Below are 24,848 nucleotides of genomic sequence, written 5' to 3' on the forward strand. Positions count from 1 at the left end.
ACACGCCGCGTGCCGTTCTGCTGAGCTGCCACCGATCGGGGCGGCGCGGTGTCAGGCGGGCAGCACCGGCAGACCTGGGTCGTGCATGCGTCGGTGGGTCGGGCACACCCACAGGAACTCCCCGGTGGACGTCAGCACCCGGCCGAGCCCACCAAACGTCCGTACGGCGTCCAACTCCATGAGCAGCACCTTGAACGAGCGCAGGGCGGCGCCCTGTGCCACGGTCAGGGCGTGCCGTGACTCGGGCGGCGCGGCCAGCGCGTCCTCGGCGAGCGACGTGGGCAACGAGTCGATCAGACTCTTCATCAGGTCCAACTCCCGCTGCGCGTGCTCCAGGTTGGGCGCGACGTAGCCGGCCACCGAGGCCGCCACCGGATACACGAGGCGCAGGGTCTTGAACACCAGGTTCAGGTACGGCGCGGCCTTCTCCAGCCAGGCGCGCGGCTGGGTCAGCTCGTAGCTGGCCCCGTCCCAGGTGTGCCATTCGCCGGGCTGCTCGCACCAGAGGGTGATCCGGATCGACCGCTGCCCGAACGAGAGACGACGCCAGCCGATGGGCGGGATCGTGGCGACGGTGAACAGCCGCGGGCAGTCGGTCACCTCCGTGCCGACGGCCCGCACCAGTCGGCGCAGGTGGTGGGCCGTGTCCGCGGCGAACGACGCCGTCTCCGCCACATGGTCCCCGATCAGGCCGACCTCCTGGCTGAGGGTGCTGAGCCGTCGTTCCAGCCGGTTCAGCTCCGCGCCGAAGGGCTGCGGCGCCACGAAACCGGTCAGCAGGCCGGCGACGTCGTGGTCCTGCTGGCAGGTCAGGCAGGGGAGTACGACCTCCGGCCGGTTCGTCCCGGCCGCCGGGGTCACGTCGAACAGGCCGACGGACTGGACCGGGCCGGGACGCGTCGAACGCTCCCGGAACTTGATCAGCCCGTCGAGCGGAAAACGCCCGGTGCAGGCCACGCCGTCGGCGTCGCGGCTCGGGCACGGTACGAACAGCTTGAAGGGCAGGCCCGGCCAGCGCGTGGTGAGGAGGCGCTCCAGGCTGTCCCGCAGCACGTTGAAGAAGAGATCGGGCGACGGAGCGCGGACTTCGATGGCCAACCTGTGGTCGGCCTGCAACTCCACCAGCGCCTCGGACTGGTACGTGTCGATCGGATGGCGCAGGAACACGCCTCGCCGCCAGTGCCGACCCGTCGACGCGTCGTGGTGGCGGACGGTGATCCACGAGACCAGGCCCGGCGGCGCGCTCTCGCCGAGTTCACAGGTGAGCCGCAGCACCCGGATACCGTCCGGTACCGGCTGTGTCGCCTCCCACGGCAGCCGGGGGCGCTCGTACCGGACCAACTGGGCGATCAGGCTCCGGTCACCGTCGTTGAGCCGGTACGAGACGTCGAACTTCTCCATCAACCGCAGGAAGAACGGGTGGTGGACCGGGTTGTAAGACAGGCCGTCGTCGCGCGGACGCCAGATGTGCCGCAGCTCGTGGTGTTCGAGGATTCCGTCGCCAGCCCGAACGCCGTGGTCCTCCAGCACGTGGCTGATCGCCTTCGTCAGCCACTCGGGGTTGAGGATCACGATGTCGCGCAGACCGTCGTCGTCGCCGTAGTAAATGACCTGGCCCAGGTCGTGCAGCAACTCGGCAAGGTGGACGACCTCGTCGTCGCGGACCCGGTGACGGCGGCAGATCGCGGCGAAGTCCTCGAAGGACATCTGCGGCTGGGCACCGGCCTGCGCCAGGATTGCGTCCCGGGCGCTGGCCCACCGGCGGCTGGTCAACTGGCCCATCTGCGGCAGCCGTGCCGCCTCGTCGCCGATGGCCCTCCGTAGCGCCGTGACGCCGCGGTTGGTTTCGCTGTCCACCGCGTACTGGCCCGCGATCATGCCCGGGAACAGCTCCCGCAGGCGCGGGAAGTCCAACTCCGGCCGCCGTTCGTCCGCGTGGGTGGCCACGATCATCACCGAGGCCTCCGTTCCCACCCGCAGTCGGATGCGGTGCAGCCAGCCCTCCACCTCGCCCTGCTCCTGGCCCTCGCGTGGGTGCCAGACGAGCAGGTAGATGGCGCGTCGACTGAAGAAGAACTGGTGGGTCACCCGGTAGATCTCCTGGCCACCGAAGTCCCAGGTGCGCAGCGTCAACGTCTCGTTCAGGAACGGGTGCGGCAGAACCAACTCCCGGATCTGAATGCCGTGCGTTGTCGGACGCCCCTTCACGAACTGCTCGCCGTTGAGCGCGCCCACCAGCGACGTCTTGCCGACGTTCCCCTCGCCCACCAGCAGGATCTTGGCCTCGTACTGCGGAGCCCCGTCCCCCAGGCTCTGCAGGTACGCCCCCAGCGCGGCGTCCCCACGACGCAGCGTCTCGATCAGGGCCTGGTCCAGCGGGTTGTCGTCGAGCCGGATCGTCAGCTGACCCCGGATCAGCAGCGGCGCGAGACTCGTCGGGAGGGTCTTGAGCAGGTTGCCCCGCAGGTCGAGCAGTTGCAGATCGGGCAGCGCACCAAGCTCCTCGGGCAGGACCGTGAGCCGGTTTCCGCCGAGATCCAGCTCGCGGAGGCGCTTCAGCTCGCCGATCTCGCGCGGGAGGTTGCTCAACCTGTTTCCAGCGAGGTCCAGCTTCTCCAGCTGCCCCAGAGCGCCGATCTCGGGCGGTAGCCTGCGGATCTCGTTGCCGTACAGGGACAGCACCTCAAGCTCGGTCCGCTCCAGCAGGTCCGCGGGGACCGATGAAATGCCCGTCCGGCCCAGGTTCGCTACCGTCTTCATCGGTTGTCCGTCCTGTGCGACATCGGTGACCGACCACCACTATGGACGGCGGGTGCCACCGCGACGTCCCTCAATCAGGTCACGTTTCCCGACCGGCAGCAGGACGGACAGTGCCCCCTCGTCGCGTCCCGTCCGCCGGCGGCGGGTTGGCACAGCCCACCCCGGTACGGCAGCCTCGGCGTCGTGGGCACGTTCCTGACGCAGCTTCCGGCGCTCCTCGGTGTGTTGGTCGGCACCTTGGGCACGATCCTCGCCACCTCGCTCGCCGACCGCGCGCGCTGGCGTCGTAGCCAGAACGTGCGCTGGGACGAGCGACGCCTCGACGCGTACGTCGAGTTCGCGCACGCCCTCAAGGAGAGTCACGCGGTGGCGTTGCGGATGACGGCCCACCTGCGGCCCGGGTCGCACAGCCACCCGATCGACCGGGAGGAGGGCCTCGCCCGGCTCGCCGAGTCGGACGCGCGGCGCACCATCGTCTGGGAGAACCTGCTGCTTCTCGGCGACGAGCCCACGGTGCTCGCCGCCGCGGCCTGGCGGGACGCGATCTGGCAGTTGGAGCGGCTGGCCCGGGGGATCGTCCAAGTTCCGGAAGACATCTCGGCGCAACTGGACAGGGTCAACGAGGCCCGGGACGGCTACTACCGGGCGGCCCGACGGAGCCTCGGCGTCCGGGGCGGCTCGGTGGAGCAGTCGGCCGCGCTACGTCAGGCGCTCGCCGGCCGGACGACCGTACCGGCCGAGAGCGCCGTACGCGTCGACGACGTGTGACGAACCGTGGAGGGGATCTCCCCGGTGCCTTTCGGAGTCCGGAGACCGGCGAGTTGTACGAAGACCTCGCGTTTGACGGTCGCGTCGCCTCGGCGGTCGAGGACGTAGCCCGTCAACCAGACCCAACCCTCGTACGTCGGCTGGTTCGACACCGACACGACGCGGAAGGTCAGGGCGCGGTCCCCGGCGAACTGCACCGAGGCTCGACCGTCGATGACGAGAAGGTCGCCTGGGGAGGGGCGCGCGGTCACCAGTGGCCGGAGTTGGGATGCTGCTCGTGCGGCGGCCGGCACTCCCGCGCGTGCATGGTCTGCCAGTCCCGTAGTGCCCGTCCGAGCCGGTCGTTCTCCCGGCTGAGCAGCCGTACCGTCTCGTTGAGCATGCCCAGCTCATCGGCCACCCGGGCTTGGAACTCGCGTACCTCCACGGGGTCGACGCCGCGCCGATGCGCGGCGAACTCGCGGGTCCGCACCTCGTACGGGGTCAACCGGGCCGCGTAGCCGGCGGGGTAGGGCCGGCCACCTCGATACACCTGAGCCACGACAGTCCTTTCTGAGAGCAGGCGGGAGCGCGAGGTCCTGGTGGTGGGGTCGGGACGGGCACACGCACCCGCCCCGACCGAGGGGATGAGCCGCACTCGTTGCCACGCGAGGACCGGCTCCGCTCCAACATATCTAGACATGCTAGTTAAGTCAACGCTGCTTGTTAGGTGCGTCGCGGTGTGATCAAATCGGGTTGCCACGCGAGGAGTGCCATGCGAGAAGTGCCGGATTACTGGCGCATCGCCGATGATGTGATCGCCGATGTCAGGTCGAAGAAAGTCAAGCCGGGGGACAAGCTGCCCTCTATCGCTGAACTACGTGTGCGATACGACGTCAGCCACGGGACTGTGCAGATGGCCTACGCCCGGTTGGAGGCGCTGCGGGTGATCCGGCGGCAGCAGGGCAAGGGCGTCTTCGTGACCGACCCGAAGACCTGGATGCGCGAGCCGTAGGTGGCGTGGGACATCTCGGAACACGCCGCGTACGCGGGCGGCCTCGCCACACGGGTGGCTGAGCTGCGACGGCGTTTCCCCGACGCGCTCGTGACGTGCGATGTCGAGGGTGCGTTCGCCGGGCCCGAACTCATCTGCTGGAACGCCCGCCCGGAGGAGATCTGGGTGTGGGTGTTCGAGCCCGACGATGCTGCGGGAGTACGGCGAGCCCAGTCCCGGCTGGAACAGCTCCTCGCGGCTCCGCACGAGTTGACCAGCGTCGTGGACAAATCCGTGGTCGCCGGCCCGAACGACGTCTTCGAGAAGGGCTCTGTCACGGCGTCCAGTTACATCGACGTGGACGGGCGGATCGAGGTCCGGAACGGGCCCGGAGACGGTATCCAGCTGTTCCGGGCGTTCGACATCGAGGGTTTCGACGACACCGCGGAACGGGTCGCGATCAACCTGGCGCTCGGCGCCGCCTACAAGGCGGATCGGGACTCCCGGAAGGCATTGGGTTTCCGGTACGACCGGCCCTCTCCGCGTTTCCGGGAAGATGACGAACGGCATTGACACATATCGCTTGGCATCCCATGGTCGATGGATTCATCCCTCCGTCGAAGGGCCGCAGGATGCTCAGCAGTGAACACCGGTACGTCATCGTCGGGGCGGGGCCCGCCGGCCTTCAACTGAGCTACTACCTCCAGCAGCACGGTGCCGACTACCTGACGCTGGAGAGTGGCGACGAGCCCGGCGGTTTCTTCCGGCGGTTCCCGCGCCACCGCCGGCTCATCTCGCTGAACAAGGTGCACACCGACAGCACCGATCCGGAGATCCGCCTGCGCTGGGACTGGAACTCGCTGCTCAACGACTCCCCGGACCTGCTGTTCCCGCGCTTCAGCGAGGAGTACCTGCCGGCCGCTGACGACCTGGTGCGCTACCTCGCCGAGTTCCAGCGGGTCCATGCGCTCAACATCCGGTTCGGCACGACTGTCGAGCGGATCACCCGGACCGGCGACGGCTTCGTCGTGGGTACCGACCAGGGAGAGGTGCGCGCGCGCTGCCTGGTCGTCGCGACGGGCTGGGGCCGGCCCTTCGTGCCGGCCATCAAGGGCATCGAGCATGCCATCGGGTACGAGGACATGGTCGTCGACCCCACGGTGTACGACGGTCAGCGGGTCCTGATCATCGGTAAGGGCAATTCGGCTTTCGAGACCGCGTCGGCCATCCTCGGCCGAGCGTCGATGGTGCACCTCGCCAGCCGGCAGCCCCTGCGACTGGCGTGGAACACCAAGCACCCCGGGGACGTGCGTGGTCAGTACGGCGCGATCCTCGACAGCTACCAGTTCAAGACGCTGCACTCGGTGTTGGACTGCACGATCGACGAGATCCGGCCCGTCGACGGGCGGTTCCGGGTGTCGATCACGTACACCCACGCCGAGGGGGAGACCGCCGAACTGGACTACCACACGGTGCTGCGGTGCACCGGGTTCCGGATGGACACGACGATGTTCGACGAGACGTCCCGACCCGAGATGGTGCGCGACGGCCGCATGCCCGGCCTACGCCCCGACTGGCAGTCCAGCACCATCGACGACCTGTACTTCGCCGGCACGATCGCCCAGGCGCGGGACGCGAAGCACGCGTCGTCGCCGTTCATCGACGGCTTCCGGTACAACCTCCGGACGTTCACCCGGATCCTGCGGGAGCGCTACGAGGGCGTGCCGCTGTCGTACGCCACGACGCCGGCCGACGCCGTGTCGCTGACCAAGCTGATGCTCGACCGCGTCAACTGGTCCTCGGCGTTGTGGACCCAGTTCGAGTACCTCTGCGACGTCTTCGTCCGTGACGACGCCACCGGCGACATCCACCACTACGAGGACCTGCCGGAGGACTACGCCGTGGAGCGTTTCGCGGCGGCCACGCAGTGGTACACGCTCGGGCTACGGTGGGGCCGCGACGACTACGGCGACGTCTTCGCCATCGACCGGCACCCGACCCCCGACCGGGCCCGGGAGAGCGCCTTCATCCACCCGGTGATCCGGCGTTACCGCGGCACGGAACTCGTCCACGAACAGCACCTGCTGGAGGATCTGCTCGCCGAGTGGCGACGCCCGGATCGACACGTCGAGCCGTTGGTCGAGTTCCTGACCGGGGACCTCACCAACGGATCATGATCTCGTCGAGGGGTTTGCGGGGCAGGTCGGGGACGTGGGCGTCCGGGGTGGGATAACCGACGGGCATCACGACGTACGGGCGCTCCTCCGCAGGTCGCTCGCACACCTCGTTGAGGAACCGCATCGGGCTGGGCGTGTGGGTCAGTGTGACCAGGCCGGCGTGGTGCAGCGCGGTGATCAGCAGGCCGACCGCGATGCCGACGGACTCCTTGACGTAGTACGGCTTCGGGCTGTGCGGCCCCTGGTGCACCTCGAATACGACGATGACGGCCGGTGCGGTCTCCAGGAACGGCTTGCGCCAGTCGGTGCCGAGCCCGGCGATCGCACCCAGCCACTCCGGCGAGGCGCGGCGGTCGTAGAACGCCCGTTCCTCGGCCTCGGCGGCCTCGCGCAGCCGGCGTTTGCGGGCCGGGTCGGTCAGGACGACGAACCGCCACGGCTGCACGTTGGCGCCGCTGGGCGCGGTCGACGCCGCCCGGATCGCGGCCTCGACGACCCCGTCGGGCAGCGGGTCACTGGCGAAGTCCCGCACCGACCGGCGCTGCGCCATCCGCTGAGCGAACGCCTCCGCCTCGCGCACCATGTCGGCCGGCGGTCGGCGGTGGTGCTGGACGGGGACCCTGGGTACCAGGTCGGTGTCGTTCACCTGTGGCCTCCCTGATGAAACTGTGCCGGTCTCCGGTCCCTCCAGCATCGCGGAGCCGACGCCGCCTGTCGTTACGCAGGCGTGCCTTGTTCACAGGTGGGCAGGTCGGGGGCGGTCCGGCTGACGAGCTCGTCGACCACGTCGGTCAGACGTCCGCGCGCTGCCTGGGCGGCACGCTGACGGGTCGCGCCGTCGCCGTCCGCGGCGAGCCACTTCAGCCAGCCCTCCACCCGTTCGCGGTCACCCGCCGCGTCCAGCGCCGGCCGGGCGCGCTCGACCAGCCGCTCGGCCAGGGCCGCCGCGGGCAGCAGCCGGCCCGTGCCGACGTCGACGCCGTGGCCGCCCATCCCGTCGCGGGCGGCCCGCCAGTACGCGAGTCGCAGCAGCTCGGGAGCCAGCCGCGGGCCCTCGTCGCCCCGGTCGACGGCCTCCCCGGCGGCGACCACCAGGGCCCGCACCAGGGCAGCGAGCGCCGCGGACTCGGCGGCGGTGACCGGGACGTCGGCCACCCGTACCTCAAGCGTGGGGTGGTGTGTGGACAGGCGCAGGTCCCAGAAGATCGTGCCGTGGTCGACCAGCGCGCCGGCGTCGAGGAGCATGTCCACGTGGTCGTCGTACTGCCGGGCGGACGTCAGGTACGGCGGCGGGCCGGCCACCGGCCAGCGCCCCCACGTGACGCTGCGCCAACTCGCGTAGCCGGTGTCGCGCTCCGCCCAGTAGGGCGAGTTGGCGCAGACGGCGATGAGCACCGGCAGGTGTGCGCGCAGGTGGTTGCCGATCAGCACGGCCCGGTCCCGGTCGGGCTGCTGCACGTGGACGTGCACGGCGCAGATCGCCAGCTCGTCGTGCAGCCCACGGAAGGTGGCGGTGCCCCGATCCTGCCGCGGCCCCTCGGTGAGCGGCGGCGGCACGGCACGGCCCAGCACCGGCGAGCCGCTGGCGATCACCCGCAGACCCGCCGAACGGGCCGCGGTCTGGATGGCGGCCCGGCCCTCGACGAGCTGCGCGGCGAGGTCGTCGAGGCTCTGGCACGGGTCGGTGCGGGTCTCGATCTGCAACCGGGTGATCTCGCCGCCGACCCGAGGGCCGAGCGTCGCTCGCGCGCCGTCGACGACGGTGGCCGCCTCCGGTACGACCTCGCCCCGGTCGGCGTCGACGACGAGGAATTCCTCCTCGACGCCGAGCGGGGGAATGAGCGATTCCGAGTGCTGTCCCGTAGGCATGCCGAAGCCCACCCCTCGCTGCCGGTCACGCACCGGCGAGAAGCACGTTACGGGATGTCGTCGATGAGTCGCGGCCCGAAATGATCCATCGTGGACAGCGCGTCGACGAGTCCGGCGAGCAGCGCCGTCCGTTCGGGCATCCGGTCGAGGCAGACGTACTCGTCGGCGGCGTGCGCTCCGCCACCGACCGCACCCAGGCCGTCGAGGGTCGGTACGCCCAGCGCGGCGGTGAAGTTGCCGTCGGACGCGCCAGCGGCGTACGCGCCGGTCAGGCGCGGGATGCCCAGCCGGCGGGCGATCGACTGGGCCACCTCCAGCAGTGGCCGCGCGAGCTCCGGGGCCATCGGGTAGCGGTTGATCCCACCCTGCACGGCCAACGTCGCCTCGGGCAGGAACGGGACGAGCCCGCGAATGGCGTGGTCGACGCGTTCGAGTTCGTCCCTCGTCCAGGCCCGGACGTCGACGGCCAGGCTGGCGCGCTCGGGCACCGTGTTCGTCGTGGTGCCGGCGGAGAGCACTGTCGGTGTGACGGAGGTGCCGCCGCTGTCGGGCGCGCCGAGCGCGCCCAGGCTGAGAACCTGGTGGGCGACCTCGACGGTGGCGTTGACTCCGCGCTGGGGTTCGACGCCGGCGTGGGCCGCCCGACCCGAGACGGTGAGGCGGTAGACCGAGCCACCCTTGCGGGCCACCTTCAGGTGCCCGTCCGGGGTGGCCGCCTCGCAGACGAGAACCGCGCCCGAGCGGCGCGCCGCACGCTCGATCAGGTGCCGCGACGTGCCGGACCCGCTCTCCTCGTCGCAGGTCAGCAGCACGCCGACCGCCGAGGTGTCCTCGATCAGGCTCAGGGCCGTGAACATCTGCACGATGCCGGCCTTCATGTCGCACACACCGGGCCCCGTCGCCACGTCCCCGCGGACGGCGAAGGGCCGGGACCGGATCGTGCCCACCGGAAAGACGGTGTCGAAGTGGCCGAGCAGCAGCACGCGCTGGTCGACGGCCGGCCACAGCAGGTGCGGCAGGCCGTCGATCACGACCCGGTGGGCGGGCCGGCCGAGCACGTCCTCCCCCCAGTCGGCGAGAAGGTCGGCACAGGACTCCAGCTCAGGCAGCGAGCCCGGTGCCGACTCGCAGGAGACGAGTGTGCTCAGCCGGTCGACCATGTCAGCTCGGAGCCGCTGGGCGGCGTCGAGCAGGAAGCGGGGACGGTCCATCGATCCCTCCAACCGCACGGCCGACGGGCTTCATCAGGCGTGCCCGTCGACCATCGCAGGGGGATCGGGGTGCGGTCACCCGTGGTTGTGCTCAGACTGCCGGTGTACGAGCCGCGGACCCGTAGCCGACGTCGACGATCCGGTGTGCCATCCCGGCGTAGGCCTCCTGGCCCTCGGGCGCGAACGTGCCGAGCCCGTCGACGTACCGGTTGAACATGCAGAACGCGGCGGCGATCAGGACGGTGTCGTGGATCTCCAGGTCGGTGGCGCCCTCGGCGCGGGCGTCGGCGACCAGCTCGGTGGTGACGTTGCGGCCACTGATCTGCACCGCGCCGGCGATGCGCAGCAGCGCCCGCAGCTTGGCCGAGATGGGGGCGGTGTCGAGATCCGCGCGTACCTGGTCGACGAGGGTCATGCCCTCATCGAGCTGCGCGGCGGCGAACGCCGAGTGCGACGCGCAGCAGAAGGTGCACTCGTTGCGCCCGGAGACGTACGCGGCGATCAGCTCGCGCTCACCGGCCGGGAGCGTGTGCGGGGCGCGCAGCAGCACCTCGGCCAACTCGTTGAGCGGCTTCGCCGTTTCCGGACGGTACCGCATCGGGCCGGTGACGCCGGGAAACTCCTTCTCGTCGATCCCCAGATCGATGTGCGCCATGGTGATCTGCCCTCCAGCCGTGAACCGGCCCGACCGGGAGGACGCCTCTGCCGGCGACGACTGCCCGTGCGGGGCGACGTGACAGGCGCCGCGCAGCCACGATCTCATTCCATCCGACGAACGTCTTTCTTCATTCATGCTCTTTCCCACGACCGACCCGGACGGCGCGGCGACGGCCGGGCAGGCCCGGACGGATCACCACCGCATACCACGGGGATCCGCGGAGTGGTGTGCTGTCCACAGGCTCCTGCACTGTCCACAGCGGTGCCCGCACAGGCAATGGTCGACGGCTCCGTGCGGCACGGTCGGGCCCGTGGATTCGCGACTGCGTGCCCTGTTGATTCGGGGCGGTGGGCTGTGCACCTGGTCAGACGTGGTGCGAGTGGCACCCGAGTGGACGATTCAGGCCGCCCGGCGGGCGGGTCGGTTGGTGCGCCCGCTGCCCGGGGTCTACCTGGACGCCACCCTGATCCGGAGCACGGGCGCGGACGTGCCGATCCTGGCCCGGATCGAGCCCGAGCTGGCACGCCGGGCAGCCCTCGCGTACGCCGACGGCTGCGGCGCGCTCGGTCGACTGACCGCGCTCGACGTGTGGGGCCTACGCCGCCAGCCACCTGGTGAGCCGGTACACCTCGATCTGCCCGCCGGATCGGGCCTGCGGGGTCGGCCGCATCTCGTGGTGCGCCATCGCGCCGGGTTCGCGGTCGGGCCGCCGCAGGTGGTGGTACGGGGTGGGTTGCCGGTGACGCGGCTCGACCGGACCCTGGTGGACTGTTGGCCGCTGCTGCCACCGGTCGACCGCGCCGGGCCCCTCATCAGGGCGGTCAACGACCGGCTCACCACGCCACAGCGGCTCGTCGTCGCCCTGGCCGACGTGCCCCGGTTGGCCGATCGCGCGGCGCTGCGCGGTCTGCTGGATCGGCTCGCCGCCGGTTGCCGTAGCCCGCTTGAGATCTGGGGTCACGACCACGTCTTCACGGGTCCGGGTATGCCCACCTTCATCCGGCAGGCGCGGGTACGGGTCGGTGCCCGAACCATCTACCTCGACATGTTCGCCGAGGCGGAGCGCGTCAACGTCGAACTGGACGGCGCCACCACCCATGGCGATCCGGTCGAACGCGAGGTCGACCTCCGCCGCGACGCCCTGCTGGCCACCAGGGGAATCCTCGTCGTCCGCTTCACCCACCGCCGCCTCCTGGCGAACCCCGCCGAGGTCCGCCAGCAGACCCTGGCAATCCTCGCCAGCCGCCGCGCTCGCTCATGATCACTTGATGCTGACTAGTTTTCCGGAGCCCCTGACAACTGCTCAGCATCAAGTGATCATGAGCGGGATGCGGTGCTACTCGGAGGTGGACGGGAGGATGCTAGCCAGCCGGGCCAGCGTTGGCGATCATGGCAGAACGCGCGGATCGGGAACAATCGGCATGAAGGTCTATGCCGACCCGATCAAGATTTGGTGGCGCGGAGATGAAGAAGTTCGCCGATCCACCGCGCGGCCTCCCGCTGGGCGGCGAGCAGGTGCTGGCGGGCGTCGGCCACCTCCTGGTCGGCGTCCGCGTCGAGGTGGTCGCCCAGGATCGTCGTCCACCGTCGGCTCAGCTCCTCGGCGTACGTCGCCCTGCGCAACTGTTCGTCGAACTGGTACTCCAGTTTCACCATCCGGTCGACGTGCGGCTGGAGCGCCGGCATGATCCGCTCGTCGAGCCGGACGGCGGCGTCGGGTCGGCAGGTGATGAGGACGTCACCGCGCTGGTAGCGCCACTCGGGATCGTCGGCGAGCGCCCGCTGCAACGCCACCTCCAGATCGGCTGCCCGGTGCGGCGGCAGGTCCCGGGCGGCGTCGGCGGCCAGCCGGGTCAGCCGTTGGATGGCGTTCGGTTGGAAGTACTGCACGTACCAGCTCAAGACCTCGGCGCGCAGGCTCGCCGGTGACGACCAGGCGAACGTGGCGCGGACGTAGAACGAGTACACGTACCCGCGCGAGGGGACCGCGATCAGCCGGGGCGCGTCGCGCTGTTCGATGAGCGGGCCCGGCGGGGACGGTCCGGCCCCGGCTCCGACGGGTGCCTCGTCCTGGAGCGCGGCGACCAGCCGATCCCACGTCCGTGCCCACCACCGCCAACTCCGGACACTCACGTCCCGGGCGATGGTCAGCCCACGGATGCCCCGCCGACGCCACAGGTCCGCGGGCCTCGGCCTCTCCTCGGGAGCGTCCGTCATGGCACCCCTTCACGGTCACCGATCCGCATGTCACGCTAACAACCGATGACCGATATGCCCGTAGCCGCGCCGATGGCCCCAGGTCGGGTCGGCGTCGGGATGCTCGCGCTGCCCCCGCTGGTGGGGGGACCGATGGTCCGGGGTTCATCGAGCATTGTGGAGCAGTTGGGGTGCGCGGGCTGTTGCTGACGGCCGGCAACGGCGAGACTGACTCCGGTCCGCCAATCACGCGGATCGATGGATCGGATGGTCTGGAGGCAGCCTGTGTCCACCCTCGTGTCCCCGCTGGCCACGCTCGGCGCGATCCGCCGGCGTACCACCACCCTCGCCCTGCTCCTCACCATGGTCGCCGCCGCGCTGGTCGGCCCGTCCGTGGTGGCCCCACGGCTGACCGACTCCGCGTCGGCGGCGGTCTACAGCTCCTGCACCGTCAGCCGCTGCGCGGACGCGCGCACCGCACGCTCCGGCTGGTCCGCCAAGGGCTTCCCGACCAGCCGCGGCTGGTACTCCTGGAGCGGCGGGCTGTCCAACTTCGCCGGCGGCCGGTTCTACAACAACGAGGGTCAACTGCCCACCAACGCCACCTACTACGAGTACGACGTGTACCCGCGTACCCAGGGCGCTGCCCGCGACGCGTACCGGATCGTGGTGAATCGCAGCAGCGGCGCCACCTGGTTCTCGCCCAACCACTACACCGACTTCTACCGGCTCTGACCGACCCGAGGGCCGGCCGGTCGCAGTCGGCCGGCCCTCGAGGCGTCGCCCCGGCCGGATCGGGAGGCACGTACGGAATGTCGCGGTCGGTGACGGCCGGCGGGGTGGTTACTCCAATGAGCGTTATGACTCTGAGGAATGAATATGACTCTGAGGTATGTCGCTCTCACGAGTGACCGGGGCCGGACGGTGCCGGGCGCGCCGGATCGTGCCTCCCGCCGAGACAACGCCAGCCCGGCCGAGGACGGTCAGTCGACAAGCCGCCGCTGACTGTGTGGGTGCTCAGTTCCCGACAGTCCGGCCCTCGCCGGGGCACGGTGACGGTGGTGGTGACGCTCGGGTGACGGCCCCTTCGCGATCCTCGTGCCCAGCCGGGCGGCGTGCCCTGGCAGGGGCAGCGGGGAGGCCGGTGCGGTGGACTTCGTCGACGGGGTGCTGGTGCGGTTGGCCGATCCGGGCACCCGCGCCGCCGTCTTCGACGACGCGTCGCTGGCCCACCTGGTCGAGGCCGCGTACGACACCGAGGCGATGCCGGTCGCGCCCCCGTACGCGGCGGTCTTCGACGAGCTGACCCTCGGCTTCGCCGCCGCGCCCGCGACGCTGGCCGAGGGGGAGTGGCTGGGCTCCGGCGGCACCACCCGTACCGAGCTGCGCGTCCGGCTGCACGGCCTCGGCGGGTCGGCGCTGCGCATCGACGCGCTCTGGCGGGGCAGCCTGGTGGTGCGCACCAGCCTCGCCCGGGACCGGGTCGAGGACCTCGACGTGGCGGTGCCGGCCTTCGACGTCGACCCGCAGATCATCGCCGACCTCGGCGCGTTGCCCACCGACCCGGCGCTGTTGGAGACCGAGCGTCGTACCCGACTGGTGGCCCGGCTGCGGGCGGGCCTGCACCAGCCGGCCGCGTTCACCGACGCGCACCTGGACCGGCTGCTCGCGGGCGTCGGCGCCGCGAACGCGGGTGACCTGGTGGCGCAAATGCGCGGGCAGACCGCCGGCGCCACCGTACGGCTGCGCTACGCGGCGCCGCCGGCCGCGCCGCCCACACCCCGTCCGCTGCCGTTCGCCGCCGCCGTGCTGATCCGCGACCGGGGCTTCTCCCTCGCCGACCTGCTCGTCGAGACGCGGCTGGTCCGGGCCCGCGCCGAGGAGCTGGGCCTGGACGTGCCCGCACCCGACGACGTCCGGCGGCGGCACCGGGTGGTCGCCGTCTGGGTGGTCCCCATCGAGACGTTCGACGACGACGGTTGGCCCGGCGGCGACGCCGGCACCGCCGCGCAGAAGCGGGCCACCCGGTTCGCCCGCGCCGGCCAGTGGCTCGCCCGCAGCGGCATCGGACTGGCCGCCGTGACGACCTGAGAACCCAGACCAGCAGCAACTTCGTCCGGGAGGACCCGTGGCACCGACAGCAGCATTCCCGTTCATCGAGGTCCGGATCGTGCCGCCACCGGCGCCGCTGGCCCAGCGCTCGCCGGGCGTCATCGCCGTGGTGGGCAAGGCGCCGTCCACGGCCGACGGTGGCTCCGCCCCGGCGAACACGCCGGTCCGGATCGAGACCCTGGACGACGCGGTCACCAACTTCGCCCGCCGGCAGGCCGGCAACGTGGTCCGCAACGCCCTCTACAACTCGCTGGAACTGGCGTTCCTGCAGGACCCACGGCCGGCCAAGGTGTACGGGGTCAAGGTGGCCGGCGACGACTACGCCGCCGCGCTCGGCGGTCTGGAGGCCGCCGACGACGTGACCATGGTGTCGCTGGCCAACGAGTCGACCGTCGGCAACCCGGCCGGAGCCGGGGCGCCCACCGGGTTGCAGGCGCTCAAGGCGCACGTGGAGACGATGTCGGCCGCCGGCCAGCGGCGGATCGGCTTCGCCATGGTCAACCCGGCCACCGAGAAGGGCCCCAGCTACGTCGCCGACATCACCACCGCGGCGAACCCACTCAAGAGCAGCACCAGCCGGATGGTGATGATCGCCGCCCGGGGCGCCGACGGCGACGCCGCCACCGCCGCGATGGCGGCCGTGGCCGGTCTGCCGGTGCACCACAGCATCGTGCTGAAGAAGATCCGTGGGGTGGCCATCCCGGTGGCCAAGCAGTACAGCCCGGCCGAGATCAAGGGCCTCTCTGAGGCCAACCTCACCCCGATCATCGACCCGACGCTGATCACCGGCGAGAGCCTGCACTTCGCCGACGGGCGGCTGTTCACCACCGATGCGAGCCTGCTGCACGTCGACCTGGTCCGCACCCTCGACCAGATCGAGTTCATGCTCCGCGCCGGTCTCATCGGCCTGGTCGGCGACGCCCGCATCACCAAGCCGGGCATGACCCTGCTCAAGACCCAGGTGGACGGCATCCTCGGCCCACTCAAGCGGCAGGCGGTGATCGACGACTACCGCGTCGAGATCCCGGTGCTCGACATCCTCACCATCCCCGAGGCCGCCCGTACCGCCACCGACACCTCGATCGTCACCGCCGCCCGGGCCGACCGCACCGTCGACCTGGTCGTCACCGTCACGTACGGCCCGGCCGTGAGCCGCCTGCTGGTCACGCTCGTGGCCAAGTTCTGACCGGAGGAACCAGACCATGGAGTGGAAGACCCGCCTCGCGGTGCAGTACACCAAGGGCACCGAGACGGTGTTGATCAGCCCGATCGACTCGTTCAGCCCGTCCTTCTCGCTCAACGTCGAGGCGCTGCACTCGTGCGAGGTGACCCACATGGGCGTCATCCACGCGCCGGTGTCGATGAACTTCACGATGACCGTCAAGGCGATCGGGGATGTCGCCGGCCGGCTCACCAAGCTGGCGCTCGACGGCGAGCTGTTCGACATCGCGCTGCTGGAGCACACCGGCGACGACTGGGCGTTCTCGTCCTTCGTGCTGCGGGACTGCCTGATCACCAGCGCGACACCCACCACCGCCACCATCTCCGGCGCCCCGGCGGCGACCTTCAGCGGTTTCAGCCTGGCCGCCTCGGTCGACCCGAAGACCGGCGACCCGTCCGTTCTGCCGTAACCGACCGACGAGGAACCGGAGGTAGCAGATGGCGACCGGAGCTGGCCGCGCCGCCCGGGTCACCCGTACCGGGCTGGCCCTGGTGCACGCGGGTGAGCTGGTGCTGCCGGCGGCCGGCAGCGAGGCGGAGGCCGAGCAGGTGGCCGAGGACGATCGCGCGGTCATCGCGTACCACTTCCCGGTGGAGATCGAGGTGGTCGCGGCCGGCGGCGCCCTCGACGCCGACGCGCTCGCCGACCTCGCGCTGGCCCGGCTCGCCGAGCACCTGGACGGGCGGTTCTGACGGTGGCCATCTCGGTGCACGTGCCGGTGCGGATCCGGCTGGACGCCCGGTCGGTGACCGAGCGGCCGGCGGCCGTGACCGACGCGCTCGCCGCGGCCCTGGCCCGCGCCCTGGAACGCTCCCGGCAGGAGGTGGTCGCGCCGCGCGGCGGCTATCTGGAGGTGCGCGCCGCGGCGCCGGACTTCCGGTGGACCGGCCCGGCCGCCGAGCGGGTGTCCCCGGACGACCGGCGGGCCTTCGAGGCCCGGCTGCGCCGGCGCGTCGACGAGGTGGTCGCCGCGGCGCGGCTGGATCCGGGGCTGCCCGCCGGGGTGGCCGCGCCGCTGAGCCGACCGGCGACCGAACTGTTCGACCCGCAGCGGATGCGCCACCTCCTCGCGGTCTACCGGGTGCCGTCCTACGACGACGGCGGGGACGCCGCCGAGGTGCCGGTGGACGGAGACGAGCCGCCTCCGGTGACCTACCAGTGGCTGTTGCGACCGGCCACCTACCTGGCCGATCACTTCGCCGAGCTGGCCCGCGAGGCGGTACGCCAGCACGGTGGCCTGCCCTCCGGCGCACCACAGGGGATCATCGCGCGGGTGGTCGGCCCCGACGGCCGTCCGGTCTGGGCGATCATGGTGACCACCACGCCACTGTCGGTCCTGACCTTCGAGCGCTTCGGCGAGACGGTGTTCCGGGCCACCCCGCAGCCGCACTTCGAGGTGGAGGAGCGGGTGCCCAGCCCGCAGCCCGGGACGGTGCAGCGGCGGCCGGTCGCCGACCGGAGCGCCCTGGTCGCCATGGTGGACGAGGAGCTGAGCGCCGACATCCGGCAGCGGCTGCGGACCGCTTCGCCGCGCGGCGAGACCACCAGCGCCCAGGAGTACCAGGCGCAGATCGAGCGGGCCGTCGACGCGGAGGTGACCCGGCGGGTCGACGCGATCCTCGCCTCGGTGGGCGGGGCGACGCCGACGTGCCTGGTGGTGGTCAGCATCGGCGGGGTGTCCCTGCTGCTGGTCGGCACCGAGGAGACCGACGCCACCCTGCACTGGACCGGCACGGCCAACCTGCTGCCGATCACCATCGAGCAGCACCCGGCGGCCCCGCCGGACCCGAACGCGCCACCCGGCGGCACGGGCACGGGCACCGGCACCGGCACCGGCACGGGTACCGGCACCGGCACCGGCACCGGCACCGGCGCGGGCACGGGCACCGGGTCCGGCAGTGGGTCGGGCGGCGCTGGCGGCACGGGCACCGGGGCGGACGGCGGCACCGGAGGCAGCGGGGACGGCAGTGGTGGCGGCCGGCGGGGCGGGTTCGTCTTCGACCCGAGCAGCCCGAGCGCGCCGGCCGGCGCCGAGGGCAGTCGGTTCCCCGTCGTCGGCGGCGGGCACTCGACGATGCCCGCCTGCGCGCCGTTCAACGGCGAGCCGGAGTTGGCCGCGCTCGGGCCGGACGGCGACGAGCTGCGTCGGCTGATGGACGACATCGCGTTCCGGCTGCAGATGGGTGAGCCGTGCCGCTATCCGGCGAACTTCTGCCTCCAGGCCGCCGCCGTGCTGCGCGGCCGGGCCGCGGCGATCAGCCTGCTGGTCGGCTCCGCCGAACGCGAGGCGTTCACCCGGCCCGTCCCCGAGGGCACCGGAGGGCTCGGCCCGCTGGACTTCCGGCCGGTCGCCTCGCCCGCCGTGCAGTTCCTGCGCCACCTGGCCGGAGTGGTGCCCCGCCTGGACCACCTCGCCCAACTGGTCATGGGCCGCTACAGCCAGCCCGAGCACTTCGCCCGCGTCCAGGGTGGCTGGATCGACTCGTCCGCCTCCTGGAACCTGCACTTCGTCCAGGCGCTCAGCCCAGCCGTCAAGGCCGCGGTGGGGCAGCTGTTCATCGTCGGCAGCCAGGCCATGCTTGTGCAACTGCTGCTCAGCTCGCAGACCGGCATCAACGCGCGGATCGCCCACTTCGACCAGTACGCGCCGATCTTCGAGCGGTTGATCGTCTCCCAGCTCACCGACTACGCCGAACTGCAGGGGCTGCGCGAGCGGCTGCGCCGGCACGAGGCGGCGCGGTGGACGGCCGAGCACACCGACGCCGGCGGCGGCGTCCTCGCCACGGTGAGCATGGCCAACCCGTCCACCGCCTGGTACGGGGCAGCCCGCGCCATCTCCACCGCGTTCCTCGCCACCGAGGCCGCCCTGACCAGCCCCGGCGCGGCCGGCGAGATCGTCGAACGCGACGGCGTCACGCGCATCCGCGACTCGCACGCGGTGCTGTGGACCCTCGCCGACATCGAACAGGCGTTGGTCATCCAGCGCGGCGAGGCCGAGGGCGTCGACCCGCTGGTCAAGCAGATCACCGACCTGCCCGACGTGCTGGCCCGCTTCGCCGGCAACCGGTCGGCGATCCGCGACGAGTTGTGGCGGGTGCTGCAGGACATGCGGCGCAACAACACCGAGATGCTGGGCCGCGCCCGCACCGACGCGCACTTCGCCTTCCGGTCCAGCCGCATCAGCGAGCACATCCCGTCGGCCACCATCGCCGGGTCGAGCTTCGCGTTGCAGGGCATCCACCTGGTCACGCACCAGCAGATCGGCGAGTTCTTCGGCGGTAACCTCTACTACGCCACAGGCGTCGACAGCCTGTTCCACACCGAGTTGGGCCGGGAGGCGCTGAGCGCGTTCGCCATCATGGTGGGGATCATCGCGCTGTCCATTCTCTGCCCACCGCTGGGCTTCGTGGTCGGGGTGGCCGTCGCCGCCGTCGACGTGGCGCACGCCCACCAGCGGGCGCGCCTCTACTCCTCCATGCTCGACCCGGAGCTGGTGCTCACCCGCACCGAGGTCGAGGTCGAGCTGTTCGCCGCGTACCTCGGGCTGGCGATGTCGCTGATCCCGGAGGCCGGCACCATCGGCGGCGCGGCCGTGCGCGGCGGCCGGGTCGCGCTGCGCTTCGGCGTCCGCGCGGGGCTGCGCGCCGCCCGGGGGTACGTGGTACGCCGGGTCACCCGACAGATCGTCGAAGCCGCCTCCCGCGACCTGCTCCAGGCGTTCCTCACCGAGATCCTGCTCAACGAGGTGCTGGAACGGGTCGTGCAGAAGCTGATGGAGCCGATCCTCGCGTACGTGGAGCGCGAGGCGATGCTCAGCGGCGCGGTCGGCGGCCCGGAGGGCGCCCGGTTCATCCTCATGGTGCTCGACTCGCAGCACACCGCCGCGTCCGGCCCGCGCGTGCCGGTGGTGCGGCCGTGACCGGGCCCCGCCGGTTCCGCGCCGGCCGGTTCCTCGACGCCGCCGCCGTGCACGCAGCCGCCGACGCGAACCCCCGGCTGCGCCGGTTCATGCGGACCATCGCCGAGCACAGCGAGGCCGGCGAGGTGCGGTCGCGGCGGCTGCTGGAGCACCTCATCCGCCGCATCGTCGACGACGTCGGCGACCTGCACCTGGGCAACGCGCTCAACCGGCTGGAACGCATCGCCGTCCTGCGGGACAACATCGCCGCGATCCTCGACCACGTGCTGGAGGGTGGCACCCTGCCCGAGGGGGTGCGGGTGGCGACCCTCGGGGAGTACTTCGACCAGCTCAGCACCGAGATGCGCGAGCTGAGCCGACCTCGCGAGGGCATCGTCGGCGACGCGCCGCTGCGGTTGGCCGACGACGCCGGCGCGTACGCCGACTCGCTGCTGCGCGAGTTCGACGGCGGCGGCGCGGCCGGCCGGCACGCCGAGCCGGCCGCGATCGTCGGTGACGCGTTCCGGGCCATGCCGGCGGACCGGCAGGCGGCGCTGCGCCGCGCCGCCGAGCTGGAACCGGCCGCGCTGTGGCGCGCGGTGGCCGCCGAGAGCGAGGGTGGCAAGCGGGCGGCTGTCGCCGATCTGGAGACCCGCCTCGGCGGTCGGCTCACCCCCGACGAGCTGGCCCGGCTGCGCACCGCCGTCGACGACCTCGGCCGGGCCCGCTCGCGCGGCCTGCAGATGAGCGACGCCCGCCTCGCCGACGCCCTGGCCCGCATCGGTGACCCGGACCTGCGGGCCGTGGTGGCCGGCGGCGACGTCTGGCTCACCCAACAACTCGCCGTGCACAACCCGGAGGCCCTGGCCACCCTGTGGCGGCGCTTCCGCGACGGGGGCGGACGCGCCGACGACGGCCCCGGCTTCCGCGCCTACCTGCGCCACGACATGGTCACCTACGGCCGGGGTGTCCTCGGTGAGTACAGCGCCGCGTTCTCCCTGAGCAGCATCGAGCTGTTCCTCAAGGGACCCGACGCCAACGTCAAGGTCGCCGGCACCGACCTCGTCGGCATCGGCCACGACGGCTGGGTGTGGCTCGTCGACGACAAGTCGCACCGGGCGAGCAGCGTCGCCGGGGTCAGCGCGCTCACCGACAACCTCGTGGTCAACCTGCGCCGCGACGCCGCCGACTTCCGCGACGCCATCGCGCGGCTGCAACGCGACGACCCCGGCTTCACCCCGGACCCGCGCATCCTCGACGCGATCTCCCGGATGGAGGACGCCGCCGCCGAGATCGACCGGATCAACCGGCGCGGCTCCGCGTCCACCCGACCCGCGCGCATCAGCGCGGCGCTTGAGGAACGCCGGCTGCGGCTGCGGGTCACCAGCGCCGCGGGCGAGGTCCGCGAGATCACCCAGGCGCTGCGCGACCTGGGCCTGGCCGTCGAACCCACCGGTACGCCGGTGCCGCTGCCACCCGTCGGAGGGCGTTGAGCATGGCCATCACCAGCAGCTTCATGCGCTACGGCACGGTCCCGTCGGCGATCATCAGCGACGGGGTGCTGCCGATCCCGCTCTGGGCGGTCACCGCCATCTCCCTCGCCCAGACCTACCACCTGCCGCCGATCGGTTCCACCGCGCACAAGGCCATCGTGGCCACCCACGACGACACCATCACCCTGACCGGGGTGCTCGTCGGCGCGGAACGCTACGCCTGGAAGTTCGCCCTGGAGACGATGGCCGAGGCGAGCAAGCGGGGCACCGCCCTCGCGGCGTACTCCGGGGGGAAGTTCGGCGGGCTCATCCTCGTCACCTCGATGACCATCCGCACCGACATGCAGGTGCAGTCACTGACCTTCAACGCCTCGGCCGCCCGCCGCGACGTCCTGGACACCACCATCACCCTCGTCCACGTGCCCCGTCCCAGCCTGCTCGGCAAGCTGCTCGACGTGGCCAGCATCGGAGTCGGCGCGCTCGCCGACGGGTTGGGCAACTGATGCCACCGTTCCCGATCGACCGCTACCTGCTGCCGGAGACGCCCATCGAGGTGCCCCCCGGGTTCACCGAGGTCCGGCAGGGCCTCACCGCCGGCCTGCCGCACCGCGTCGAGCTGGGCGCCGGCGTGCACGCGGTGCTGATCCTGCCCACCGGGCTGGCCCGGCAGTGGCTGAACACCGACCCCCTCGCCGTGGTGAGCAGCTCCGCCGACGACCTGACGCCCCGACCCGCGCCGCCCGCCACGCCCCGGGCGCCGGCCCTGGTCGGTCGCGTGCCGCTGCGCCTGGTCGTCCGCCAGGGCACCCGGATCCTCGGCTCGGTGCCGCTCGCCGCCGGCCTGCGCCGGGTCTGCCCCGACGCCGGCACACCCGTCGACCCCGCCGGGACCACCCCGGTCGCCGTCGAGGTGGTGGTGCTCGCCTGGCTGCTGCACGCCGGGACCGTACGCGGCTCCGGCGACTACGGCTCCACCCTGACGGTGGCGTGGCGACCCGCCGACCGCGCGGTCGACACCTTCGGGCCGCCGCCTATCAACGAGTTCGTCTGGCGTCGCCGCCCACCCGCGCAGCGCGTCGAATCCGAGCTGGGCCCCGGCAGGCTGCGCTACCGCTACCTGCTCGACAAGAAGATGCGGAGGGTGCTGCGGTGACGCTCACGCCGTTCCAGACCGGCCAGGTGCGCCAGGGCGCGGTCGGCAACGACGCCGGCTGGACCCTGACGTTTCACCGGGAGACCCCGACCGGGCTCAGCCCCGACGTCGCGCTCACCCTGTCCAGCGCCGACTACTACGCGGCCATCGACGCCGCGCTGCCGGAAGGGCTAGGCCCCGGCGCGTACACGATCACCGTGCAGGGCCTGATCGACGAGCACTTCGCCGCGCTGCGTACCGCCGAGGGGCAGCCGCCGCTGGTGGCGAAACTGCACCTGTACTGGCGCGACGCCAACACCTCCGTCGGCGCGTTCTTCACCAACCTGGTCGGCGTCAACGCCGGCCCGACCCCGGCCGAGCTGACCCAGGCGCTGGTCGCCGTGCTGCGGGTGACGAAGGTGCGCCGGCTCACCGGGGAGCGGACGTACGACACCGAGCTGACCCTCGTCGAGCAGGCGTACGCCCGCCTCGGGCAGCGGGTCGCCGAACGGTTCGAGGCGGCCACCTTCACCGCCGCGATCCGGGCCATCGGCGAGCGGACCCGGGTCGACGTGACCGGGTGGGGCGCCAACCCGGACGGCACGATGACCCGGGGCGCCACCGAGGCGGCCGGCGACGAGCGGGTCGCCTTCGGGGGCGGGCTGCTCTACCGCGCCGCCCTGGAGCGCATCGGCGGCGCATTGCAGCAGTCGCTCAACGCGTACGGGCGGGGGATGCTGCTGATCCGCGACGGCACCGTGCACGTCGGGAAGCGGCCGATCCCGTACCCGGAGGGGGAGCCGAAACCGCTCACCCTCGCCACCGGCCTGCTGGAGTGCACCGAGAACGGCACCCAGGACACCGACCCGTACGCGGCCACCGAGACCGGCGGCACGGCCGCACCGCGGCGCAGGGCGTGGACGCTGACCCTCAAGGGCCGCCCCGACCTGAAGCCCGGTGACCTGGTGCGCTTCGATCCGCCGGCGACCGACGAGGCCACCACGCTGGGCAGTGTCGGCGCGGCGCTGCTCGGCTCGTTCGCCGCCCCGTTCGCCCCGTCGACAGGCGAGCTGGGCGCGGGGGCGAAGCTGCTCTACCTCAGCGCCGCCCGGCACACCCTGTCGCGTACCGCCGGGTTCGTCACTGTGGTGCAGGGCGTCGAGGTCGCCTCGGGCGCCCAGGCGTGGGACACCTGGAGCGACGCGTCCGGTGTGGCCGCCGCCGAGCCGGCCGGCCCGGCGTCGTCGCCCGGTGTGGCCGCCGCCGAGGCGGTGCGTCGCGCGGCCCGCGCGGCCCGGGGCGAGACGCGTGGCCTGGAGATCGGCGAGGTACGCGCCGCCGCCACCAACGCCAGCGGCGCGGTCGAGCCGCCCGCGCAGACCGAGACGGTGTGGGAGGGCCTGGTCCGCTCGGACGGCCGGCCCAACGCCGCCCGCCGTCTGCCGGTACGCCGGGAACAGCCCGCGCCGCTGCCCGGGGTGACCTACCTGACCCCGTTCGCCTGGGGCGGTTGCGGGCTCATCCTGCCCCGCTATCCGGGCACCCGGGTGGCGCTGGCCTACCGCAACGGCGCCCCCGACGACCCGGTGGAGGTGGGCGCGCTCTGGCCCACCGGACACGCCCCGGTGTCGCAGCCGGGGGACTGGTGGCTGTCGCTGCCGGTCGGGGTGGCCACGAACAGCCGCTCGTCGATCGGCGACACGGTGGTGCCCGCCGACCACGACGGCAAGGTCACGCACGACCTCACCGACGGCGACGGCAACCGCGTCATCGAGCTGGGCGAGCTGACCGTGCGGGTGGGCCGGGACCAGCTGCAGGGGCGGGGGCAGCGCCCGCAACGCGCCGACGAGGCCGACAGCATCACCATCGAGCACGCCGCAGGCGGCTCGTCGATCGTCATGAAGCAGGACGGCTCGATCACCATCACCGCCACCCGGATCGACCTGGACGCCGGCAACGGCGCGGTGAACATCAGCGGCGGCACGGTGAGCATCGCCGCCGACGACGTCGACGTCCAGGTCGACAACGCGATGAACGTCCACTGAGGAGAACGACATGGCATTCGTGCTCACCACGTCGAGCAACGTGCACTGCCCCAGCCAGGGCACGGTCACCCCGGCCGGACAGGCCAAGCTGACGGTGGCCGGCGCCCCGGTCGTCCGCCCGGACGGCATCACCGGCAAGTCGGTGAGCGGGTGCGGGATCACCGACAGCAGCTCCACCGTGCAGTGCAAGAACGTCGTGTCGGCGTCCGGGGCCGCGCAGAAGCTGCACGTCGGGGGCGCCGGGGTGGCGCTGGACACCCTCAGCGGCGCCACCAACGGCAGCACCTCCGGCCTCGCGGCCACCGCCGGGCAGAGCAAACTGAAGGCGGTCTGA

The 24,848-nt window shown here is 72.0% G+C and carries 23 protein-coding genes; 16 read left to right on the forward strand and 7 right to left on the reverse strand.

Translation table 11 applies throughout. The features are described from left to right. Window positions 1–51: 51 nt before the first annotated feature. Window positions 52–2,760 (reverse strand): COR domain-containing protein, encoded by a 2,709-nt coding sequence (locus ACFYPR_RS22250; protein WP_387262177.1) that lies wholly within the window; start codon window positions 2,758–2,760, stop codon window positions 52–54. 183 nt (window positions 2,761–2,943) lie between these two features. Between ACFYPR_RS22250 and ACFYPR_RS22255 the strand changes: the two genes are divergently transcribed. Continuing rightward, entirely contained in the window at window positions 2,944–3,528 is a 585-nt protein-coding gene (locus ACFYPR_RS22255; RefSeq protein WP_355065191.1) for a hypothetical protein, read from the forward strand. A 247-nt stretch (window positions 3,529–3,775) separates the two neighbouring features. Here the strand turns inward: ACFYPR_RS22255 and ACFYPR_RS22260 are convergent, their stop codons facing one another. Further along, on the reverse strand, window positions 3,776–4,069 hold the full coding sequence (locus tag ACFYPR_RS22260) for a DivIVA domain-containing protein (protein ID WP_354859613.1): 294 nt from the start codon (window positions 4,067–4,069) through the stop codon (window positions 3,776–3,778). A gap of 213 nt (window positions 4,070–4,282) precedes the next feature. Between ACFYPR_RS22260 and ACFYPR_RS22265 the strand changes: the two genes are divergently transcribed. Genes ACFYPR_RS22265 through ACFYPR_RS22275 form a run of 3 tightly spaced genes read left to right on the forward strand, consistent with a single transcriptional unit; the run spans window position 4,283 to window position 6,678 of the window. Further along, entirely contained in the window at window positions 4,283–4,522 is a 240-nt protein-coding gene (locus ACFYPR_RS22265) for a winged helix-turn-helix domain-containing protein (protein WP_354859612.1), read from the forward strand. Next, on the forward strand, window positions 4,523–5,074 hold the full coding sequence (locus ACFYPR_RS22270; protein ID WP_387262181.1) for a hypothetical protein: 552 nt from the start codon (window positions 4,523–4,525) through the stop codon (window positions 5,072–5,074). Window positions 5,075–5,133: 59 nt separating this feature from the next. Beyond that, entirely contained in the window at window positions 5,134–6,678 is a 1,545-nt protein-coding gene (locus tag ACFYPR_RS22275) for an NAD(P)-binding domain-containing protein (protein ID WP_387262184.1), read from the forward strand. Here ACFYPR_RS22275 and ACFYPR_RS22280 read toward each other — a convergent pair. From ACFYPR_RS22280 to ACFYPR_RS22295, 4 genes are all read right to left on the reverse strand, one after another. Next, complete coding sequence (locus ACFYPR_RS22280) at window positions 6,662–7,372, reverse strand: nitroreductase family protein (RefSeq protein ID WP_387262186.1); 711 nt, start codon at window positions 7,370–7,372, stop codon at window positions 6,662–6,664. The genes ACFYPR_RS22275 and ACFYPR_RS22280 overlap by 17 nt on opposite strands. A 23-nt stretch (window positions 7,373–7,395) precedes the next feature. Next, window positions 7,396–8,547: a glutamate--cysteine ligase gene (locus ACFYPR_RS22285; RefSeq protein ID WP_387262188.1), complete on the reverse strand. Its 1,152-nt coding sequence runs from the start codon at window positions 8,545–8,547 to the stop codon at window positions 7,396–7,398. A gap of 47 nt (window positions 8,548–8,594) precedes the next feature. Beyond that, window positions 8,595–9,758: a M20/M25/M40 family metallo-hydrolase gene (locus tag ACFYPR_RS22290; RefSeq protein ID WP_363938154.1), complete on the reverse strand. Its 1,164-nt coding sequence runs from the start codon at window positions 9,756–9,758 to the stop codon at window positions 8,595–8,597. Window positions 9,759–9,849: 91 nt separating this feature from the next. Further along, window positions 9,850–10,413, reverse strand: coding sequence for a carboxymuconolactone decarboxylase family protein (locus ACFYPR_RS22295; protein ID WP_387262191.1), 564 nt, complete (start codon window positions 10,411–10,413; stop codon window positions 9,850–9,852). 313 nt (window positions 10,414–10,726) lie between these two features. On the opposite strand from ACFYPR_RS22295, the gene ACFYPR_RS22300 reads away from it, so the two are divergent. Continuing rightward, window positions 10,727–11,677: a DUF559 domain-containing protein gene (locus ACFYPR_RS22300; RefSeq protein WP_387262194.1), complete on the forward strand. Its 951-nt coding sequence runs from the start codon at window positions 10,727–10,729 to the stop codon at window positions 11,675–11,677. Window positions 11,678–11,859: 182 nt separating this feature from the next. Here the strand turns inward: ACFYPR_RS22300 and ACFYPR_RS22305 are convergent, their stop codons facing one another. Continuing rightward, entirely contained in the window at window positions 11,860–12,633 is a 774-nt protein-coding gene (locus tag ACFYPR_RS22305; protein WP_387262197.1) for a hypothetical protein, read from the reverse strand. 264 nt (window positions 12,634–12,897) lie between these two features. Between ACFYPR_RS22305 and ACFYPR_RS22310 the strand changes: the two genes are divergently transcribed. The 11 genes from ACFYPR_RS22310 (at window position 12,898) to ACFYPR_RS22360 (ending at window position 24,848) form a co-directional block, all read left to right on the forward strand. Continuing rightward, complete coding sequence (locus tag ACFYPR_RS22310) at window positions 12,898–13,347, forward strand: ribonuclease domain-containing protein (protein ID WP_354859597.1); 450 nt, start codon at window positions 12,898–12,900, stop codon at window positions 13,345–13,347. 414 nt (window positions 13,348–13,761) lie between these two features. Then, window positions 13,762–14,703: a hypothetical protein gene (locus ACFYPR_RS22315; protein WP_387262199.1), complete on the forward strand. Its 942-nt coding sequence runs from the start codon at window positions 13,762–13,764 to the stop codon at window positions 14,701–14,703. A 37-nt stretch (window positions 14,704–14,740) separates the two neighbouring features. Further along, complete coding sequence (locus ACFYPR_RS22320; protein WP_354859592.1) at window positions 14,741–15,910, forward strand: hypothetical protein; 1,170 nt, start codon at window positions 14,741–14,743, stop codon at window positions 15,908–15,910. 16 nt (window positions 15,911–15,926) lie between these two features. Further along, on the forward strand, window positions 15,927–16,355 hold the full coding sequence (locus ACFYPR_RS22325) for a hypothetical protein (protein ID WP_234582446.1): 429 nt from the start codon (window positions 15,927–15,929) through the stop codon (window positions 16,353–16,355). 28 nt (window positions 16,356–16,383) lie between these two features. Then, entirely contained in the window at window positions 16,384–16,638 is a 255-nt protein-coding gene (locus tag ACFYPR_RS22330; RefSeq protein ID WP_088989350.1) for a hypothetical protein, read from the forward strand. Between the two features lie 2 nt (window positions 16,639–16,640). After that, a complete protein-coding gene (locus tag ACFYPR_RS22335) occupies window positions 16,641–19,865 on the forward strand; it encodes a hypothetical protein (protein WP_387262202.1) in 3,225 nt (1,074 codons plus the stop codon). After that, window positions 19,862–21,337, forward strand: coding sequence for a hypothetical protein (locus ACFYPR_RS22340; RefSeq protein WP_387262205.1), 1,476 nt, complete (start codon window positions 19,862–19,864; stop codon window positions 21,335–21,337). The genes ACFYPR_RS22335 and ACFYPR_RS22340 overlap by 4 nt, the downstream gene beginning before the upstream one ends. A gap of 2 nt (window positions 21,338–21,339) precedes the next feature. Beyond that, the gene (locus ACFYPR_RS22345; protein WP_053659787.1) at window positions 21,340–21,840 is read left to right on the forward strand and encodes a hypothetical protein; all 501 of its coding nucleotides are present in this window, start codon (window positions 21,340–21,342) and stop codon (window positions 21,838–21,840) included. Then, a complete protein-coding gene (locus tag ACFYPR_RS22350) occupies window positions 21,840–22,490 on the forward strand; it encodes a hypothetical protein (protein ID WP_387262207.1) in 651 nt (216 codons plus the stop codon). The genes ACFYPR_RS22345 and ACFYPR_RS22350 overlap by 1 nt, the downstream gene beginning before the upstream one ends. Further along, complete coding sequence (locus tag ACFYPR_RS22355) at window positions 22,487–24,514, forward strand: hypothetical protein (protein WP_387262210.1); 2,028 nt, start codon at window positions 22,487–22,489, stop codon at window positions 24,512–24,514. Before ACFYPR_RS22350 ends, ACFYPR_RS22355 begins: the two co-directional genes overlap by 4 nt. A gap of 10 nt (window positions 24,515–24,524) precedes the next feature. After that, window positions 24,525–24,848 (forward strand): hypothetical protein, encoded by a 324-nt coding sequence (locus ACFYPR_RS22360; protein WP_387262213.1) that lies wholly within the window; start codon window positions 24,525–24,527, stop codon window positions 24,846–24,848.

It is taken from the genome of Micromonospora sp. NPDC005254, assembly GCF_042872525.1.
Taxonomy (GTDB): domain Bacteria; phylum Actinomycetota; class Actinomycetes; order Mycobacteriales; family Micromonosporaceae; genus Micromonospora.

Bases quoted from the DNA above. Each gene is read 5' to 3' on its own strand.
- ACFYPR_RS22250 (WP_387262177.1), bottom strand. From the start codon at position 2,760: ATGAAGACGGTAGCGAACCTGGGCCGGACGGGCATTTCATCGGTCCCC.
- ACFYPR_RS22325 (WP_234582446.1), top strand. From the start codon at position 15,927: ATGGAGTGGAAGACCCGCCTCGCGGTGCAGTACACCAAGGGCACCGAG.
- ACFYPR_RS22280 (WP_387262186.1), bottom strand. From the start codon at position 7,372: ATGCTGGAGGGACCGGAGACCGGCACAGTTTCATCAGGGAGGCCACAG.
- ACFYPR_RS22285 (WP_387262188.1), bottom strand. From the start codon at position 8,547: ATGCCTACGGGACAGCACTCGGAATCGCTCATTCCCCCGCTCGGCGTC.
- ACFYPR_RS22295 (WP_387262191.1), bottom strand. From the start codon at position 10,413: ATGGCGCACATCGATCTGGGGATCGACGAGAAGGAGTTTCCCGGCGTC.
- ACFYPR_RS22330 (WP_088989350.1), top strand. From the start codon at position 16,384: ATGGCGACCGGAGCTGGCCGCGCCGCCCGGGTCACCCGTACCGGGCTG.
- ACFYPR_RS22345 (WP_053659787.1), top strand. From the start codon at position 21,340: ATGGCCATCACCAGCAGCTTCATGCGCTACGGCACGGTCCCGTCGGCG.
- ACFYPR_RS22305 (WP_387262197.1), bottom strand. From the start codon at position 12,633: ATGACGGACGCTCCCGAGGAGAGGCCGAGGCCCGCGGACCTGTGGCGT.
- ACFYPR_RS22350 (WP_387262207.1), top strand. From the start codon at position 21,840: ATGCCACCGTTCCCGATCGACCGCTACCTGCTGCCGGAGACGCCCATC.
- ACFYPR_RS22265 (WP_354859612.1), top strand. From the start codon at position 4,283: ATGCGAGAAGTGCCGGATTACTGGCGCATCGCCGATGATGTGATCGCC.
- ACFYPR_RS22360 (WP_387262213.1), top strand. From the start codon at position 24,525: ATGGCATTCGTGCTCACCACGTCGAGCAACGTGCACTGCCCCAGCCAG.
- ACFYPR_RS22290 (WP_363938154.1), bottom strand. From the start codon at position 9,758: ATGGACCGTCCCCGCTTCCTGCTCGACGCCGCCCAGCGGCTCCGAGCT.
- ACFYPR_RS22275 (WP_387262184.1), top strand. From the start codon at position 5,134: ATGCTCAGCAGTGAACACCGGTACGTCATCGTCGGGGCGGGGCCCGCC.